Genomic DNA, 15411 nt, shown 5'->3' with positions numbered 1-15411 from the left:
ATGCGGACTAAATCCGCATTGACAATTCAATAAATATGAGCGATCCATACGTAAAAGAAGACATACAAAACGGCATCTCAACGATTACGTTTTTTCACCCTGCGCATAATAGTTTGCCAGGAGATATTTTAGCAAAACTTACACATACAATAACTGAAGCAGGAAAGAATGATGAAGTAAAAGTAATTATCCTTAAAAGTGGAGGTGATCGTACATTTTGCGCAGGAGCAAGTTTTAAAGAATTAATTAATATTAATGATGCAGAGACGGGACGCGTATTCTTTTCTGGATTTGCTAATGTAATTAATGCCATGCGTACGTGTCCTAAGTTTATTATAGGGCGTGTGCAGGGAAAAACTGTAGGAGGCGGTGTAGGTGTTGCTAGTGCTACAGATTATTGCATGGCATCTAAGTTTGCAAGTATTAAATTAAGCGAACTCAATGTAGGGATAGGACCCTTTGTGGTTGGGCCAGCTGTAGAACGTAAATTAGGTCTTACCGGAATGTCACAAATAGCTATTGATGCAAATACATTTTATGATGCAGAATGGGCACGTCAAAAAGGACTGTATGCACAAGTGTATGATACGACAGAGGCACTAGATGAAGCTGTGCAAGCATTTGCAGAAAACCTTTGTACTTATAACCCAGAAGCTATGCGAGAAATGAAAACAATCTTTTGGAAAGGAACCGAAAACTGGGATACCTTGTTAGCCGAAAGAGCTGCTATTTCTGGACGTTTGGTGTTAAGTGATTTTACAAAAGAAACATTAAAGCGATTTAAATAATCCATGTAGATCAATCTACATGGATAATGCGTTTTATAGGGAGTGTAACACCCTTTTTAAGAATGACATCATTCTTTGTAACACCCCATACGGTAGTGTATACGAAAATGACTCTATCTAAAGAATCTCTAAAATAAATGCGAACTTTATTTTTTACGACATTTCCTAAACGCATTGCTCTATTTATAGAATGTAAGCGTAACTCTTTTTCTTGTTGATTTTTGATGACATCTTCATCGGGGAATTTTAATGTGTATAAAAACTCCTTTTTGGTGGGATATATTTTTTCTAAAGTATCCATGAATATTTGTTTATTAAGTTGGGTGGGTTGTGAATGTGTATTTTAATCAATGTATACAATCCGATGTCGAGGTATAATAGTTCCCTTTTTAAGGATAACACTACGTTGAGTAACGGCCCAGATTGTTGTGTGTACACGCATGAGATTGTTTTCGGCATCTTTAAAATAAATATGAACTTTATTTTTAAGTAAGTTGCCTAATTGTGAAGCACGATTTAAATAATATGCACGTGTTTTTTTCTTGTTTTTATCTTGAAAAACATCTTCTTTTGGAAATTTAATGGAAGAAATAGTTTCTTTTTCTATAATACACGATGTGCTTTGTTCTATCATAACGTAAATTTGTTTACTAACTTAGTTCTAATGTAAACGCAAATGCTTACAGGATTATGAGGCAGATGAGTGATTTTTAACACAATTTTAGTTGCTCAATTGTTAAAATGATATAATATTCTAGATAATTCAAGAGTATATACATGCACATAGTTTATACAATGATTAAAAATCATGATATATAGTTTTAAAGGACACATACCTGTGATACACCCTTCTAGTTTTGTTCATCCACTAGCAGCTGTAACAGGTAATGTTATTATAGGTAAAGATTGTTATATAGGCCCAGGGGCTGCTATACGTGGAGATTGGGGAGAAATCATACTGGAAGATGGAGTAAATGTACAAGAAAATTGTACCGTGCATATGTTTCCAGGAAAGTCTATACGCTTTCGCGAAAGCGCACATATAGGGCACGGCGCTGTAATACATGGCGCAAATTTAGGAAGGAACTGCCTCATAGGAATGAATAGTGTGATTATGGACGATGCAGTGATAGGTGATGAATGTATTGTAGGTGCTATGGCATTTGTAAAAGCAGAAACAGTCATTCCATCTCGAAGTCTAGTGGTGGGTAATCCTGCAAAAATAATCAAAGAGGTGAGTGATGAAATGATCGCTTGGAAAACGGCAGGAACAAAATTATATCAACAACTCCCCGCCGATTGTTATGAGTCACTACGGGAGGTTGAACCATTAAGAGAGATCCCTAAAGATAGGCCTCAACAAGAAGACTTTTATAAAACACTACAGGAGTTTAAAGGAGGATAATCTAAGTGCAATATTAACACTTATGAGATGTTGCGTTAATTTATTGGTAATTAAGTGTTAAATAGCTCAACCCTTGCATGAATTTTGCGTCTAAAGAGTATAAAGTAATTATTAACTCTTAAAAACAAAAATTATGAAAAGGTTATTGAGAATTTTTCAGGAAAAGATGAAAAAAATGGCTGATTTTTTACAAGAATTAGCAGATGGAGCAAGTTATGCGATTCATAGATAATACATTTGAAAACCAACTAAAATAACATATGTATTATGAAAGCACAGTCATGAAAGTGATAATAGCGTTTAAGTATTATCACTTTTTTTTATGCCAAGAATGATAAATCTACCTCGTTGGTTTCTTTGCTAGTAGATAATACAATATGGCTTTGTACATTCCCTAAGTACGGGAGTAATGTTAGTTTTGATATAATAAACTTCTCATAGGCTTCAATATCTTCAACCACTAGCTTGAGTAAGTAATCAAACCCGCCACTTACACGATGACACTCTACTACCTCCGGAAAGTCATTGATTTCTTTTACAAATTTTTCAAGATAACTTCGAGTATGTCCTTGTAGCGAAATAGCAATAAAAACAGTCTGCTTAAGACCAATTTTCTTTGTGTTTAATCGGGCGGAATACCCTTTAATTAGCCCTTCTTTTTCAAGCTTTTTAATTCTTTCAAAAATAGGCGTTGTAGATTTCCCTAACTTTTGTGCTAATGACTTTACGGTTTGGCTAGAATCTTTTTGGAGTAGATCTAGTAATTTTTGATCTGTAGCATCTAGTTTCATGAATAATAGTTTACTATTTTAATGAATAAAGAGTGGCAAAAATAGAATAAAAATCTTTTTATATAAAAATTAACGAATATTATTCTATTTTTAATTTATATAGTAGGGTATTAGGCTTTTTTTAAGGTGTTTATTAGTATTTTGTGTTAGTTGTAAATAAAAATATAAATGACAGAAGATCAGCTTTTAATGCCTAAAATGGGTGAAAGTATTACGGAAGGAACTATATTAAATTGGCTAGTTGCAGAAGGTGAAGCCTTTGAAGAAGGAGATATCCTTTTAGAAGTAGCTACAGATAAAGTTGATAACGAAGTACCAGCGCCAGCTTCTGGAATATTAAAAAAACATCTTTTTGAACCAAAGAGTGTTGTTGCAGTAGGTGTTGCAATTGCTACTTATGAAGTTGTAGAAGGAACTATTGTAAAGAAAACTCCTAAAAAAGAGGCTGTAGCAACTAAAAGTACTGAGGCTTCTACTAAGAAGACTACTAAAAAAACTTCTCAAAAACCTGTAATTACAACAAATCATAATACAGCATTTACAGTTCCTGACGGGACGATGTTTGTGAGTCCGCTTATTAAAAGTATAGCACAGCAACATCATGTGTCATATGAGGAGTTAGCACGAGTACCCGGAACAGGAAAAGAGGGGCGTCTTCGTAAGAGTGATCTCATGCAATATATAGAAGACGGTCGCCCTTTTCAGTTTGCTCAACCTGTAGCTCAGGCTGATCCTACAGCATATAGAATCCCACAATTAGATCTTGATAAAGGAACTGGAAAAATTGTAGAGATGGATCGTATGCGCCAGATGATAGCAGATCATATGGTGTATAGTAAACATACGAGTCCGCATGTAACGGCATATGTAGAAGCAGATCTTACCGAGTTAGTACATTGGCGTAATGCTAATAAAGTTGCTTTTCAAGAAAAACATGGTCAAAAATTAACCTTTACACCACTCTTTGTCGAAGCAGTTGCAAAAGCAGTAAAAGATTTTCCTATGATTAATGTCTCTGTAGATGGAGCTAATATCATTGTAAAAGAGCATATCAATATAGGAATGGCAACGGCACTACCTTCAGGAAATTTAATTGTTCCTGTAGTAAAAGATGCCGATAAAAAAAATCTAGTAGAAATCGCCTCAGAAGTAAATAGGCTATCTGCACTAGCGAGAGAAAATAAACTAAGAGGAGATGATGTTAAGGGAAGTACATTTACGATAAGTAATGTAGGAACCTTTGGCAGTGTGATGGGAACCCCTATTATTAATCAACCGGAAGCAGCTATACTGGCTACAGGAATTATTAAGAAGCGTGCTGAGGTGATGGAGCGCCCAGAAGGCGATACCATTGAGATTAGACAGATGATGTATTTGTCATTAAGTTTTGATCATCGAATTGTAGATGGATTTTTAGGAGGTAGTTTCTTGAAGAGAATAGCCGATAATTTAGAACAATTTGATACGAAAAGAAAAATATAAATAATAACCTCAATACTCCCCGTTTGGGAGATATCCAAAAGGATACAGAGGCATAAAGTATAACCCTACTATGAATATAACAATCACTAAAACTTCAGATTCAAAGCTAGATAGTATTGATTTTGATAACATTCCTTTAGGTCGCGCTTTTACAGATCATATGTTTATTTGTGATTATGCAGACGGAAAATGGCAAAATCCAAGAGTAACTCCTTTAGAGCTTATTCCTACACATCCAGCGGCTATGGCATTGCATTATGGGCAAGCTATTTTTGAAGGGATGAAGAGTACGCTTTCGCGAAAGCGAGAGCCTCTTTTATTCCGCCCTGCAGAAAATGCTTCGCGTCTTAACGCAAGTGCACGCCGTATGGGGATGCCAGAATTTCCTGAAGATCTTTTTGTAGAAGGGTTAAAAGCACTTGTAGCTGTTGAGCAAGGATGGATTCCGCCAGCAGATGGAAGTGCTCTGTATTTAAGACCATTTATGTATGCAGATGAGCCTTTCATAGGGATGAGGGCTGCGACGAGTTTTAAATTTATTATTATTGCCTCACCAGCAGGACCGTTTTTTAGTAAACCCGTTAAGTTATGGGCAGAAAAAAACTATATACGTGCTGCTGCTGGAGGAACAGGAGAAGCAAAAGCAGCTGGAAATTATGCAGCAGCTATTAGACCTACAGAAATTGCAAAATCAAAAGGGTTTGATCAAGTACTTTGGCTAGATGCCAATGAACATACCTATATTCAAGAAGTTGGAACCATGAATATCTTTTTCAAGATTAATGGACAATTTATTACCCCTAATCTTGATGGATCTGTGTTGCATGGTATCACTAGAAAAAGTGTAATTGATCTTTTAAAACATAAAGGATATACAGTAACAGAAAGGCCCATTACGATACAGGAAATTGCTGAGGCAGCTCAAAATGGAAATTTAGAAGAAGCCTTTGGTACAGGTACCGCAGTAGGGATTGCTTATATTCAAGAAATAGGATGGGGGGATGATACTATAAAAGTGTCAGAAACATATCCTGTTGGGGAAGCTATAAATGATTCGCTCAATGCCATCAAAACAGGTCTAGAAGAAGATGTGTTTGGATGGATGATGCCCGCCACTACAAAAGAATTTGTATAAATAGTCATTAACACCAAAATAGTTGCCTGTCTTTACAGGTGCTAAAGATGAATAAAGATATACTTAAAAAAGGATTTAAAGACCTATGTACAGCAAAAGCAATGACCGAGCTGTATGAAGAAAATTTTAAAGTAGTTTCAAAATATGTACATGCAACAAGTCGTGGTCATGAAGTGATTCAAACGGCAATAGGAATGCAGTTATTACCTCAAGATTATGCGTTTCCTTATTATCGTGATGATGCTATGTTACTTGCTATAGGAATGACTCCATATGACTTGATGCTGCAAGTATTTGCAAAGCGGGAGGATCCTTTTTCAGGTGGTAGAACCTACTATTCTCATCCCAGTTTAAAAGATGATGATAAGCCTAAAATTCCACATCAAAGTAGTGCTACTGGAATGCAAACTATTCCCGCTACAGGTGTTGCTATGGGCTTTTGGTATTCAGAGGCAGAAGGGCTTTCAAACCCTGATGTAAAAGATGCGCCATTTGTAGTATGCTCATTAGGAGATGCCTCTGTTACTGAAGGAGAAATTGCTGAGGCATTCCAAATGGCAGCTTTAAAACAACTCCCTATCTTATATCTTGTTCAAGATAATGGTTGGGATATTAGTGCAAATGCAGCCGAGACAAGAGCACAAGACGCCTATGAATATGCGCGTGGTTTTAATGGACTAGATGCAGTAACTATAGATGGAACCGATTTTGAAGAAAGTTACAATACATTGCAAGATGTTATTCATACCATACGTACAGAACGTAGGCCTTTTTTAGTTCACGCAAAAGTACCTTTATTAAATCATCATACTTCTGGGGTGCGTATGGAATGGTATCGAGATGATTTAGAAGAAGCGCGTAGTCGTGATCCGTATCCAAAAATGATACAATTACTTTTGGATCGAGGAGTTTCTCAAAAAGAGATTGATGAAATTATTGCTTTCGCGAAAGCGGAAACAGAAGAGGCTTTCTCTAAAGCACAAAAAGCAGAAGACCCAAAACCTGAAGATTTATTTACACATGATTTTGCGCCCACACCTATTACAGAAGAGATAGGAGAGCGTTCTCCAAAAGATGGAGAGCAAGTAGTGATGGTAGACTGTGCTTTATTTGCTATCGAAGAGTTAATGCGTAAACACCCAGAATGTTTAATGTATGGACAAGATGTTGGTGGTCGTTTAGGGGGTGTTTTTAGGGAAGCTGCAACACTAGCTCAGAAGTTTGGAGATAACCGTGTTTTTAATACCCCTATCCAAGAAGCATTTATTATAGGGTCTACTGTAGGGATGAGCGCAACAGGTTTAAAACCTATTGTAGAAGTGCAATTTGCTGATTATATCTGGCCAGGATTAAATCAATTATTTACAGAAGTATCTCGCTCTTGTTATTTAAGTAATGGGAAATGGCCGGTTTCTATGATATTACGAGTTCCAATAGGGGCGTATGGCTCTGGAGGTCCTTACCACTCGTCTTCTGTAGAAAGTGTCGTAACTAATATACGAGGCCTTAAAATCGCATACCCTTCTAATGGGGCAGATTTGAAAGGGCTTCTAAAAGCAGCATATTATGATCCGAATCCTGTCGTGATCTTTGAACATAAGGGATTGTATTGGTCTAAAGTTCCTGGAACCAAAGGGGCTACTTCTATAGAGCCTTCTGAGGATTATGTGTTGCCTTTTGGAAAAGCATGGGTATTGCAAGAGATCTGGAAGCAAGAAGATGTAGAGACTATTTCTATTATTACATATGGTATGGGAGTGCATTGGGCGATGAATGCTAGTGCAGCGCTGGGAATGCAAGATCGTATAGAAGTAGTAGACTTAAGAACATTACATCCTCTTGATTACGAAACAGTTTTTAAGAGTGTAAAAAAATGCGGGAAATGCCTAGTGATTACTGAAGAACCTTCAGATAACGGTTTTAGTCGCGGTCTTCAGGGAAGAATTCAAGAAGAATGCTTCCAAGAATTAGATGCTCCAGTAATGCTGATTGGATCTGAAAATATGCCGGCAATTCCTTTAAATAGTACATTGGAGCAAACCATGATTCCCAATACAGAAAAGGTGAAAATTAAAATAGAACAGCTTTTTAATTATTGATTTTTTGCTATTAGTTCTAAAAAAAAAGAGCCCATTGAAATAAAAACTCAATGGGCTTTAACATATATTATTAATCCCCTTTGTTGTTGTTTTTGTTCTTAAACAACGTCATGCTATTACTAGAGTTATTAAGAGTTTTACAAGAGAAAATTTTATTTTTTTTCTTACTGAAATATATGTAAAATACGGTAATAACGTATTGATTTTCAGGTTTTTAATCAAATTTTAAATTTGGATTTTTCTACTATTTAATGTACTTTTAAGTATGAGATAAAATAAGCATCCCAAATTAATAATTGAATTGTACTTTATTGAGAACGTTTTTATTTCTACGTTATTTTTATTTCAATTTTTGCCCCAATTATTGCTCAAGTAGCTATAGGAACAATAGCTTTATCTGTCAGTTTTATGTTGGGTATTACTATAGCTGGTAAAGATATTTCTTGAATAGAGTTCATGTAGTAGGTTTTGCAACAGTCGTTTTTGAGTAGGAAAAACGACTGTTGTGCTACTAGTCTTTATTATGAATATTACAATTATAAAGAGTAGGCATTACTAATTTTTTTACGACTTTTAATAATGAGCACAAAAAAACACCGAAGAAAGGAATTCGGTGTTTTTCGGGATACAATATGAGAATTGCATCATTTACAGGTCTTTTCTTTTAAGGAGAAGACTAAATTTTTTCGCGAGTTAATTTACTATTGCTTGCAAGTGCTGGAGGATATACTTCCATAATTTCTTTTACAATTTCTTGTATACGAGCTTCGCGTTTATCTACATTTCCAGAGATTAGAGAAGCAGTACCTTTACCTTGCCATACCAATTGTTTTTTATCTACATCTAGTAAGTCTATATAAAGGATACCTTCTATACGCTCAGAAACAGTGTTTCCGTTATAGGCGCCACCGCCCCACCAAGGGCCGAATCCGCCTCCCCAGCCAAATCCGCCATATCCGAAACCTCCCCAGCCCCAGCCTCCTCTGAAGCCAAAGTTGTTTTGGTATACATCTACACGCTTGTTTGCTTTTGCAAAAATGCTCACAAGTACTGCTGGGTTTTCTGATTTTGTAAATCCTTTGGCTTCCATTTCTGTTTCAATAGCTCTAAGGACACGTTTTTTATCGAGATCAGAAATCTCGGCTTTGTCTATGCCTGGTTTGTAAAAGGCATAGGTTTTATATTCGTTAAAATTGACAGTTTGATCATAATCTGATGCGACACGTACAGTGTTGCATGAAGACACAATTAGCATGATGGCTAGTAATGGGAGTAATCGTAATGCTTTCATAGATTCCTTTTTTAAGTGTTATTGTTCAAATAAACGATCTTCTACAATATTTGGTAACGTTACTTTCAAGTCGGGTTGTGATTCCATGGCTCTTTTTATAGCAAAAACAGCACCTTCATTACGAGCCCAACTTCGACGTGCAATACCATTATTTACATCCCAGAAAAGCATGGATTGCAGACGTCTTTTAGCGTCATTAGTACCATCAAGAACCATACCAAAACCGCCATTTATAACTTCTCCCCATCCAACACCTCCTCCGTTATGGATACTTACCCAGGTAGCGCCTCTAAAACTATCTCCTATTACATTGTGTATCGCCATATCAGCAGTAAAACGACTACCATCATAGATATTACTGGTTTCCCTGTATGGAGAATCTGTTCCAGAAACATCATGATGATCACGTCCTAAGATTACATACCCTATAGTGCCTTGAGCAATTGCGTCATTAAAAGCTTGTGCAATTTTCATGCGTCCTTCTGCATCTGCATATAAGATACGTGCTTGTGATCCAACAACAAGTTTGTTTTCTTGAGCGCCTTTAATCCATTGGATATTATCCTGCATTTGCTGCTGGATTTCTTCAGGAGCTTTTTGAGCTAGCTTTTCTAATACGTCACAAGCTATTTGATCTGTCTTCGCTAAATCTTCAGGATTTCCAGAAGCACATACCCATCTAAAAGGACCGAAACCATAGTCAAAACACATAGGTCCCATAATATCTTGAACATAGCTTGGGTATTTGAAATCGATACCGTTTTCTGCATAAATATCTGCACCGGCTCTAGAGCTTTCTAGTAAAAAAGCATTTCCGTAGTCAAAGAAATACGTGCCTTTCTGTGTGTGGGCATTAATGGCTGCGGCATGACGTATAAGGGTGCTTTGTACGCTTTCGCGAAAGCGTACCGGGTCTTCTGCCATACATGAGTTTGCTTCTTCAAAGCTCATCCCTAATGGATAATATCCACCTGCCCACGGGTTGTGAAGAGATGTTTGATCACTCCCAATATCGATGTGAATATTGTGTTTGTCAAAGGCTTCCCATACATCTACGATATTTCCTTGATAGGCGATAGAAACCGTTTCTTGAGCCATTTTTGCCTTTGTTACTCTGTCTACAAGCGAAGCTGTATCTGTGACTACTTCATCTACCCATCCTTGTGAATGTCTTGTATGAACTGCTTTTGGATTAACTTCGGCACAAACAGTAATACATCCAGAGATATTTCCTGCTTTGGGTTGTGCTCCGCTCATGCCTCCTAAACCTGAGGTAACAAAAAGCCCTCCTTTAGGTGATTTTTTTATCTTTCTAAAAGCATTAAGTACCGTAATAGTGGTTCCATGTACAATACCTTGTGGTCCAATGTACATATAACTTCCTGCGGTCATTTGCCCGTATTGAGTCACGCCTAATGCATTAAATTTCTCCCAATCATCCGGTTGTGAGTAATTAGGGATCATCATTCCGTTTGTTACGACTACTCGTGGGGCATCTTTATGTGATGGGAATAATCCCATAGGATGTCCCGAGTACATAACTAATGTTTGATGATCATTCATTTGAGCCAAATACTGCATGGTAAGTAAGTATTGTGCCCAATTGGAAAAAACACCTCCATTTCCGCCATAGGTAATCAATTCGTGGGGGTGTTGCGCTACTGCATAGTCTAGATTGTTTTGAATCATTAGCATAATGGCAGCAGCTTGTTTAGACTGTGCTGGATACTCCTCTATAGGACGAGCATACATCTTGTATTCAGGTCTAAAACGATACATATAAATACGTCCATAAGTATCTAATTCTTCTCTAAATTCAGGAAGTAAAGTAGCATGGTGATTTGAATCAAAATATCGTAGTGCATTACGTAATGCTAATTCTTTTTCGGCGGGAGAAAGAATTTCTTTACGCTTAGGTGCATGGTTTATAGAGGGGTCGTATGTTTTTTTAGCAGGTAGCTCGTTTGGAATTCCTTGAAGTATGTGTTCTTGAAAAGTCATATGTTGATTTTTTAATAATACTGATTTTAATCGGAGTATACTTTAAAAATCATGGGTAACGCATATTTGCTCTATGATGGATCGTAGAAATACAAGTGCGATATGATACAATTGTATTATCCATTTTTAGAAGATTGCGAATTGGTTTTTTTGTCAAATCCATACGGGCAATGTCTACAGCCACTTTCACAACAATAACCACGCTTAAGGTGGTATTGCTCTGTAAAGCACTTATAACCTTCTGGAGTGAGATAATAATCTCCTTCCTCAATAGGAATATGTTTTCTTGTAAACGACATTGCTTTTTTTATGGATTACAAATATACTAAGACTGTCTGGAGATTACTATAGATGGCTGTTAATAGATTGGTAGATAATTATTCTAATGTTTGGTTTGATTACTAAGATTATAGAGTACTTTTGAACTGTGTTTTTGATTGTAAATAAATACCTGTTAAGAAAGCGTTTTGTAGGGCTTACACTATGGCCTTTTATTATCATGAAACGTGTCGAGTTAAAAAAAGACCAAGTTTTTATTAACCATGAACGTATTCATTTACGCCAACAGTTAGAAATGCTAGTACTTCCCTTTTTTGTTTGGTACGGAGTAGAGTATATTATAAGATTACTACGCTATAGGAATAGTTATAAAGCATATAGTAATATTTCTTTTGAGAGGGAAGCTTATAAAAATGAAAGTGATCTCCATTATCTGGAGCGTAGATCGTATTGGTCTTTTATTAAGTATCTATGAAAAGGGTAGAAACACATATTTTTAAATTATTTTGAATTGTGATAGAGGTAACTCAAAACCAAACAATATCGCTTCCTTATAATGTAAGTTTATCTATTAAAAGAGAAGACCTTATTCATCCACATATTTCAGGTAATAAGTATAGGAAACTTACATATAATATTGCTTTCGCGAAAGCTAATAATTATAAAACCCTACTTACTTTTGGCGGTGCATATTCAAATCATATAGCTGCTACCGCAGTTGCAGGAAACATATATGATTTTCATACAATAGGTATTATACGTGGTGATGAGTTAGGTGTTGATTTAGATAAGACCTTAGCAGAAAATAAAACACTACAGCAAGCCGCTAACCATGGTATGAAATTTAAATTCATATCTAGGGCATTATATAAACAAAAAGATGAGGTGTCATTTTTAAACATGCTTAAAGAAGAATATCCAGATGCCTATATTTTGCCAGAAGGAGGTACTAATAGTCTTGCCATAAAAGGATGTGAAGAAATACTAAGCCCATCAGATCTTTCGTTTGACTATATATGTTGTGCGGTGGGTACTGGAGGAACTATATCAGGTATTATTAATACGGCTGCTACTTCTCAAAAAGTGCTTGGATTTCCAGCATTAAAAGGTGATTTTTTGACAGCAGAAATACAGAAATTAGTACATGCATCTAATTGGGAATTAGAACAGAGATATCATTTTGGCGGATATGCTAAAGTACCCGAAACACTTGTGCACTTTATGAATGAATTCAAAAACACACATCAAATAGTATTAGATCCTATCTATACCGGGAAAATGATGTATGGTATTTTGGACCTTATTTCAAAAGATTTTTTCCCACAAAATTCTCGTATTTTAGCAATTCATACAGGAGGGCTTCAGGGTATTGAAGGGGTGAATAAAAAACTGCAAAAAAAAGGGAGTCAAACCATAGATATATAGAACATAAAATATGATAAGACGAATAACACTGTTGCTTTTAATTGGATTTGTACTTGGAAGTTGTGGTTCTTCAAAAAGAACAACACGTAAAGTAGTTACCCCAAAAAAAGAGCGAGAAGAACGTGTCATTACGCAGCCAAAGGATGAAACGCCTAAAGAAGAAGAAAAAGTAGTCAACCCTGTTCCTAAAACAGGAGTAGAAGGTTATATAGAAACATACGTAGAGATTGCTCAAGAAGAAATGCGTCAATATGGAATACCAGCTAGTATCACATTGGCACAAGGAATATTAGAATCTGGAGCAGGAAATGGGGAGTTAGTGAGAAAAGCTAATAACCATTTCGGAATCAAATGCCATGATTGGAAAGGCGCAAGAGTCTATCATGATGATGATGAAAAAGGAGAGTGTTTTAGAAAATATAACCTAGCAAAATTTTCATTTAGAGATCATTCTTTGTTTTTAACCAATAGAGGAAGGTATTCTAGTCTTTTTAAATTACCTAAAGATGACTATAAAGGATGGGCAAAAGGATTGAAAGCTGCAGGTTATGCAACAGATAGGAAATATCCAGATAAATTAATATCCCTTATAGAACGATATAAATTATATCAGTATGATGGAGAAGTATTAGGGAAGGAAAAAAGAGATTACAAGAAAGTTACCGATAGGAAAAACCAACATACAGTAGTAAAAGGAGAAACATTATATCGCATTGCAAAGAAATACAAGATTACTGTTGATGATCTTAAAAAATTCAATGGACTTGAAAGCAATGAGATTTTTGAAGGTCAAGTACTATATGTAGAACCATTTGATAGAGGATATTAATTCATGATATATAAAAGAAGTAGCGCATTATTTGTAGAGGCGCAAACTGTAATTCCAGGAGGAGTAAATAGCCCAGTAAGAGCATTTAAATCTGTAGGAGGCGATCCTATTTTTGTAAAAGAAGCAAAAGGAGCTTATCTCTATGATGAGGACGGGAGAACATTAATAGATTATATAAACTCTTGGGGTCCTATGATATTAGGACATGCATATCAACCTGTGGTAGATGCGGTAGTATCTAAAGCTCAAAAAGGAACTTCTTTTGGGATGCCAACAGAAATTGAAACAGATATAGCAAGATTAGCTATAGAAATGGTGCCAGGTATTGATAAAATACGTTTTGTAAATAGTGGTACTGAGGCTTGTATGAGTGCTATACGATTAGCAAGAGGATTTACGAATAGAGAGAAGATTATAAAATTTTCTGGATGCTATCATGGTCATTCAGATTCTTTTTTGATTCAGGCGGGTAGTGGAGCCGTTACTTTTGGAACACCAAATAGTCCTGGAGTTACTGAAGGTACTGCTAAAGACACTTTATTGGCCGATTATAATAATTTAGATCAAATAGAGGCTCTTTTTAATGCAAATCCAAATGAAATTGCAGCAATCATAGTAGAACCAGTTGCTGGGAATATGGGATGTATACCTCCAAAAAATGGTTTCTTGGAAGGGCTAAGATCATTATGTGATCAACATAATACACTTCTCATCTTTGATGAAGTTATGACGGGTTTTAGATTGGCAAAAGGAGGTGTGCAAGAACTTAAAAATGTGAAGGCAGATATTGTGACTTTTGGAAAAGTAATAGGAGGAGGATTACCTGTTGGAGCTTTTGCAGCTCGTGATGAAATCATGAATCATTTAGCACCATTAGGTCCGGTATATCAAGCAGGGACATTAAGTGGAAACCCTCTGGCAATGGCAGCAGGACTTGCAATGCTTACAGAAATCAATACAGACAAGGATCTTTTTAAGCGCTTAGAAGAAAAGACAGCATATCTTCATAAAGGTATTGAATTAGCTTTAAATAGACATGGAGTCGTGCATACAATCAATCGTGTGGGATCCATGATTTCTGTTCATTTTGCAGAAGAAGAGGTTGTTGATTTTAAAACAGCTGCATTGGGTGACAATGATACATTTAAGAAGTTTTTTCATGGATTACTAGCTGAAGGTATTTACATTGCTCCTAGTGCTTATGAAACTTGGTTTATCACAGATGCATTAACCTATGAAGACTTGGATACAACTATAAATGCTGTGCAAAAAGTAGCAAGTACGTTATAGATATATAAAACAAAAGGAGAGATGCCATAGTATCTCTCCTTTATCCAAACTACATCTGCGCTACCTTCTTCTGTGGTGTTTACGTTTACCTTTTTGTTGTCTTTTGAGTTTTATTTTACGCCATTTTTCAAACTGATCGGCAGTAAGGATTGCTTTCATTTCTTTCTGAACAGCAATCATATTATCTAGTTTCTTTTCTTCTAATTCAAAGCGCTGTTCTTTGGTTAATTCAGGGCGATCTTGTTTTTTACGTTCTGCAATAAATGCCTTTCTTTTCTTGGCTTGTTCTAGTTGTATAGTATAAACCTTATTTGCTTGTTGATCATTTAGATCTAAGGCAAGCGTCATTTTTTTTGTTTGTAAAGTAGCTTGTTGTTCAGCACTTAATTGCATTCTGCCTCCATCACGTCCTCTTTGTGCACTAACTGTTATTGTCATACAGAGAATAACCATTGTTAAAATATGTTTCATTTCTTTATTATGTTTTGTTATGCTACTATGACCTTATGTTTTTTAGAAGGTTTAATATGTTGTTTATAATTAACGTATTCTTAAGAAAAAAGCCCTCCAAATGGAGGGCTTTTTACAATACAAAA

The 15411-nt window shown here is 35.9% G+C and carries 15 protein-coding genes; 8 read left to right on the top strand and 7 right to left on the bottom strand.

What is annotated here, in order from left to right; all coding sequences use genetic code 11:
* The first annotated feature begins 35 nt into the window (after positions 1-35).
* On the top strand, positions 36-788 hold the full coding sequence (locus tag CHB80_RS00630) for an enoyl-CoA hydratase/isomerase family protein (protein ID WP_089369506.1): 753 nt from the start codon (positions 36-38) through the stop codon (positions 786-788).
* A 10-nt stretch (positions 789-798) separates the two neighbouring features.
* Here the strand turns inward: CHB80_RS00630 and CHB80_RS00625 are convergent, their stop codons facing one another.
* Positions 799-1089 carry a hypothetical protein gene (locus CHB80_RS00625; protein ID WP_089369505.1) on the bottom strand — a complete coding sequence of 97 codons (291 nt, stop codon included), beginning with the start codon at positions 1087-1089 and terminating at the stop codon, positions 799-801.
* A 42-nt stretch (positions 1090-1131) separates the two neighbouring features.
* Positions 1132-1422 carry a hypothetical protein gene (locus tag CHB80_RS00620; protein ID WP_089369504.1) on the bottom strand — a complete coding sequence of 97 codons (291 nt, stop codon included), beginning with the start codon at positions 1420-1422 and terminating at the stop codon, positions 1132-1134.
* A 174-nt stretch (positions 1423-1596) separates the two neighbouring features.
* Here CHB80_RS00620 and CHB80_RS00615 point away from each other — a divergent pair, with 174 nt between their 5' ends.
* The gene (locus CHB80_RS00615; protein ID WP_089369503.1) at positions 1597-2193 is read left to right on the top strand and encodes an acyltransferase; all 597 of its coding nucleotides are present in this window, start codon (positions 1597-1599) and stop codon (positions 2191-2193) included.
* 320 nt (positions 2194-2513) lie between these two features.
* Here CHB80_RS00615 and CHB80_RS00610 read toward each other — a convergent pair whose 3' ends face one another.
* Complete coding sequence (locus tag CHB80_RS00610) at positions 2514-2984, bottom strand: Lrp/AsnC family transcriptional regulator (RefSeq protein WP_089369502.1); 471 nt, start codon at positions 2982-2984, stop codon at positions 2514-2516.
* 168 nt (positions 2985-3152) lie between these two features.
* Here CHB80_RS00610 and CHB80_RS00605 point away from each other — a divergent pair, with 168 nt between their 5' ends.
* The 3 genes from CHB80_RS00605 to CHB80_RS00595 all read left to right on the top strand — a co-directional run bounded on the left by CHB80_RS00605 (position 3153) and on the right by CHB80_RS00595 (position 7700).
* Complete coding sequence (locus CHB80_RS00605) at positions 3153-4466, top strand: dihydrolipoamide acetyltransferase family protein (RefSeq protein ID WP_089369501.1); 1314 nt, start codon at positions 3153-3155, stop codon at positions 4464-4466.
* Positions 4467-4536: 70 nt separating this feature from the next.
* A complete protein-coding gene (locus CHB80_RS00600; protein WP_089369500.1) occupies positions 4537-5601 on the top strand; it encodes a branched-chain amino acid aminotransferase in 1065 nt (354 codons plus the stop codon).
* A 47-nt stretch (positions 5602-5648) separates the two neighbouring features.
* Positions 5649-7700, top strand: coding sequence for an alpha-ketoacid dehydrogenase subunit alpha/beta (locus CHB80_RS00595; protein ID WP_089369499.1), 2052 nt, complete (start codon positions 5649-5651; stop codon positions 7698-7700).
* A gap of 676 nt (positions 7701-8376) precedes the next feature.
* Here the strand turns inward: CHB80_RS00595 and CHB80_RS00590 are convergent.
* From CHB80_RS00590 to CHB80_RS00580, 3 genes are all read right to left on the bottom strand, one after another.
* Positions 8377-8991, bottom strand: coding sequence for a DUF4136 domain-containing protein (locus tag CHB80_RS00590; protein ID WP_089369498.1), 615 nt, complete (start codon positions 8989-8991; stop codon positions 8377-8379).
* Between the two features lie 18 nt (positions 8992-9009).
* Entirely contained in the window at positions 9010-10992 is a 1983-nt protein-coding gene (locus CHB80_RS00585; RefSeq protein ID WP_089369497.1) for a urocanate hydratase, read from the bottom strand.
* 116 nt (positions 10993-11108) lie between these two features.
* Positions 11109-11291 carry a DUF5522 domain-containing protein gene (locus CHB80_RS00580; RefSeq protein ID WP_089369496.1) on the bottom strand — a complete coding sequence of 61 codons (183 nt, stop codon included), beginning with the start codon at positions 11289-11291 and terminating at the stop codon, positions 11109-11111.
* A 493-nt stretch (positions 11292-11784) separates the two neighbouring features.
* Here CHB80_RS00580 and CHB80_RS00570 point away from each other — a divergent pair, with 493 nt between their 5' ends.
* The 3 genes from CHB80_RS00570 to hemL are packed head-to-tail and all read left to right on the top strand — an operon-like array spanning position 11785 to position 14815.
* Positions 11785-12696 (top strand): 1-aminocyclopropane-1-carboxylate deaminase/D-cysteine desulfhydrase, encoded by a 912-nt coding sequence (locus tag CHB80_RS00570; RefSeq protein WP_089369494.1) that lies wholly within the window; start codon positions 11785-11787, stop codon positions 12694-12696.
* A gap of 10 nt (positions 12697-12706) precedes the next feature.
* Positions 12707-13525, top strand: coding sequence for a glucosaminidase domain-containing protein (locus CHB80_RS00565; protein ID WP_089369493.1), 819 nt, complete (start codon positions 12707-12709; stop codon positions 13523-13525).
* A 3-nt stretch (positions 13526-13528) separates the two neighbouring features.
* Entirely contained in the window at positions 13529-14815 is a 1287-nt protein-coding gene (gene hemL / locus CHB80_RS00560; RefSeq protein WP_089369492.1) for a glutamate-1-semialdehyde 2,1-aminomutase, read from the top strand.
* A 60-nt stretch (positions 14816-14875) separates the two neighbouring features.
* Here the strand turns inward: hemL and CHB80_RS00555 are convergent, their stop codons facing one another.
* On the bottom strand, positions 14876-15253 hold the full coding sequence (locus CHB80_RS00555) for a hypothetical protein (RefSeq protein WP_089369491.1): 378 nt from the start codon (positions 15251-15253) through the stop codon (positions 14876-14878).
* Between the last annotated feature and the right edge of the window lie 158 nt (positions 15254-15411).

The organism is Dokdonia pacifica, from assembly GCF_900188275.1.
GTDB lineage: Bacteria > Bacteroidota > Bacteroidia > Flavobacteriales > Flavobacteriaceae > Dokdonia > Dokdonia pacifica.
This window is presented reverse-complemented; position numbering and strand designations above follow the sequence as displayed.

Bases quoted from the DNA above. Each gene is read 5' to 3' on its own strand.
- CHB80_RS00595 (WP_089369499.1), top strand. From the start codon at position 5,649: ATGAATAAAGATATACTTAAAAAAGGATTTAAAGACCTATGTACAGCA.
- CHB80_RS00605 (WP_089369501.1), top strand. From the start codon at position 3,153: ATGACAGAAGATCAGCTTTTAATGCCTAAAATGGGTGAAAGTATTACG.
- CHB80_RS00555 (WP_089369491.1), bottom strand. From the start codon at position 15,253: ATGACAATAACAGTTAGTGCACAAAGAGGACGTGATGGAGGCAGAATG.
- CHB80_RS00620 (WP_089369504.1), bottom strand. From the start codon at position 1,422: ATGATAGAACAAAGCACATCGTGTATTATAGAAAAAGAAACTATTTCT.
- CHB80_RS00580 (WP_089369496.1), bottom strand. From the start codon at position 11,291: ATGTCGTTTACAAGAAAACATATTCCTATTGAGGAAGGAGATTATTAT.
- CHB80_RS00590 (WP_089369498.1), bottom strand. From the start codon at position 8,991: ATGAAAGCATTACGATTACTCCCATTACTAGCCATCATGCTAATTGTG.
- CHB80_RS00625 (WP_089369505.1), bottom strand. From the start codon at position 1,089: ATGGATACTTTAGAAAAAATATATCCCACCAAAAAGGAGTTTTTATAC.
- CHB80_RS00615 (WP_089369503.1), top strand. From the start codon at position 1,597: ATGATATATAGTTTTAAAGGACACATACCTGTGATACACCCTTCTAGT.
- CHB80_RS00565 (WP_089369493.1), top strand. From the start codon at position 12,707: ATGATAAGACGAATAACACTGTTGCTTTTAATTGGATTTGTACTTGGA.
- CHB80_RS00600 (WP_089369500.1), top strand. From the start codon at position 4,537: ATGAATATAACAATCACTAAAACTTCAGATTCAAAGCTAGATAGTATT.
- hemL (WP_089369492.1), top strand. From the start codon at position 13,529: ATGATATATAAAAGAAGTAGCGCATTATTTGTAGAGGCGCAAACTGTA.
- CHB80_RS00610 (WP_089369502.1), bottom strand. From the start codon at position 2,984: ATGAAACTAGATGCTACAGATCAAAAATTACTAGATCTACTCCAAAAA.
- CHB80_RS00630 (WP_089369506.1), top strand. From the start codon at position 36: ATGAGCGATCCATACGTAAAAGAAGACATACAAAACGGCATCTCAACG.
- CHB80_RS00585 (WP_089369497.1), bottom strand. From the start codon at position 10,992: ATGACTTTTCAAGAACACATACTTCAAGGAATTCCAAACGAGCTACCT.